2 protein-coding genes are annotated in these 1,269 nt (G+C 57.1%); both read left to right on the forward strand.

Features of this window, described 5'->3' with window-relative positions:
- Window positions 1-514: CdiA C-terminal domain-containing protein (locus FFT21_RS29430; protein ID WP_192909821.1), on the forward strand; the 514-nt coding region annotated here is incomplete at its 5' end.
- Window positions 515-534: 20 nt separating this feature from the next.
- The gene (locus FFT21_RS28535) at window positions 535-906 is read left to right on the forward strand and encodes a hypothetical protein (protein ID WP_137816987.1); all 372 of its coding nucleotides are present in this window, start codon (window positions 535-537) and stop codon (window positions 904-906) included.
- The last annotated feature ends 363 nt before the right edge of the window (window positions 907-1,269 follow it).

Genomic DNA, 1,269 nt, shown 5'->3' on the forward strand with positions numbered 1-1,269 from the left:
GCTCCTGGCCGGCGGGGCGGTCGCGATCGCCAAGGGCATCCAACCCGCCATGCAGGCCGCCATCAGCGGCACCCCCAACCCCAACGTGGAAGGCGTCGACGCCACCAAGATCAGCGACGACCTTGCTACGGGAACGATCGACCAGTCCGCATCCAGATTCGATCAAGACGAGCAAAAGATCGTCGAGCGGTTGGCCAAGGATGGACATAACGTAACAGCGTTGAAGCCGTCGACGGAACCGCGTGTCCGAACGCCAGACGCCCTCGTCGACGGTACACCAACCGAATTCAAAACGATCAAGACACAGACGCCCAGCAGCACCAAGATCATGCGAGTTCTGGACGACTCAGCACGCAACGGTGGACAAGCTCGCGAGATCATCCTAAATGCCGAGAACACACCGCTGACCAGAGAGGAAGCGCTTCAAGGGATCCAGAGGTTCCAGGGACTCGGCAAGAACTCGTACGATAAGATCGTCATCTGGGACGACGGCTGGACCGTTACCGGCCCATAGTCGCTACGGAAGGAGGCGCGATGGCGACCTATGTCCAGATCTTCCTGCGGCCGCTACAGGCGCGGTCCGTCCAATCAGTGGTGGATGAGGTAGGTCGCGCCGTGGGGACTCAACTCCTTGGCGACCCCGCACATCTGGAGAACTCCTACGTGGGGGTGCGCGATGGAACCTCGGTTGAACTCTTTGTCGACCATGGTTACGAAGATGATGACGACATGCCTTTTTCGAGCCATCCCTACATGCTTCGGTTCAGAACCCTTAAAAGAGACGTTGCCGACGCGCGCGCCTACATGGAAAGAACGTATGCAGCGCTGAAGAACACTGGGAACTATTCCATGTTCTCGACATACGATCTGCAAGATCTACTTCATGCTGACACCGTAGCAACATAGCCGGGAGCCATTCGTCGCCGAAACCTCGGCCACAATGCATAGAATGGTAGCTCGTACTATGAGCGTTATTCAGGCCGGCTTGATCACCTCAAAGTAGGGCAACGACCCCGATCAGGTAAGATCGAGGCTTATTCACAGCGCATGAGATCACACGTCCCCGGCGTGTCGACATAAACGGCGGCCCGTTTGTTGAGAGAATTGGGTTACCACACTCAGCTCTCACAAAAACGGACCGCCTAACATGTATTATACCACCGGCCTTACCATCGAGCAGATCACCGACCTGTGCACGTTGGTCGACATGGACACCGTGGGCGAGCAGCGCAATTGGCCGCCAATCCTGGGCCTGTTCAAATCAGTGAC

It is taken from the genome of Gandjariella thermophila, from assembly GCF_005405885.1.
Classification (GTDB): domain Bacteria; phylum Actinomycetota; class Actinomycetes; order Mycobacteriales; family Pseudonocardiaceae; genus Gandjariella; species Gandjariella thermophila.